General features: G+C 63.1%; 1 pseudogene. It reads left to right on the plus strand.

What is annotated here, in order from left to right:
• Nucleotides 1-112: 112 nt before the first annotated feature.
• Nucleotides 113-433: pseudogene (locus AB1460_RS38270) on the plus strand (integrase core domain-containing protein); the annotation flags it as partial.
• Nucleotides 434-531 lie beyond the last annotated feature (98 nt).

The following is a 531-nucleotide window of genomic DNA, read 5'->3' on the forward strand; positions in this document are numbered from 1 at the left end:
GGTCGCCCCGGCGACCGCATCCCCGCCCGCCCTGTGACCGTCTCGGTCCAGTCCGCTGGCCGTCCCATTCCCACACCTCCGGATCGAGGTGTTGCGACGACCAGTTGAATCCGCCCAATACACGTCTATCCGCTACACCGACCGCCTCGTCGAAGCCGGAGCGACACCGTCGGTCGGAAGCATCGGCGATTCGTACGATAACGCGCTCGCTGAGTCCGTGAACGGACTGTACAAGACGGAGCTTGTCCACCGCAAGGGGCCGTGGCGTACCGCGGACGATCTCGAACTCGCGACCTTCGAGTGGGTCGACTGGTACAACAACCGGCGGATCCACAGCGGCTGCGGAAACATGCCGCCCGCCGAGTTTGAATCCCTCTTCTATCTTAAGAACGAAGCTGATATAGGGCTCTTCGTAGTTGACCGGGGATCGTGATTGCCGGACTACTGGCCGTGACGTGTGGCCGTGACGGTGCGTAGCGGCGATCTGGTCCAGGAAGGGGGCGCACCCGCCACCTGGGATGATCGTTCTTG

It is taken from the genome of Parafrankia sp. FMc2, assembly GCF_041008525.1.
Taxonomy (GTDB): Bacteria; Actinomycetota; Actinomycetes; order Frankiales; family Frankiaceae; genus Parafrankia.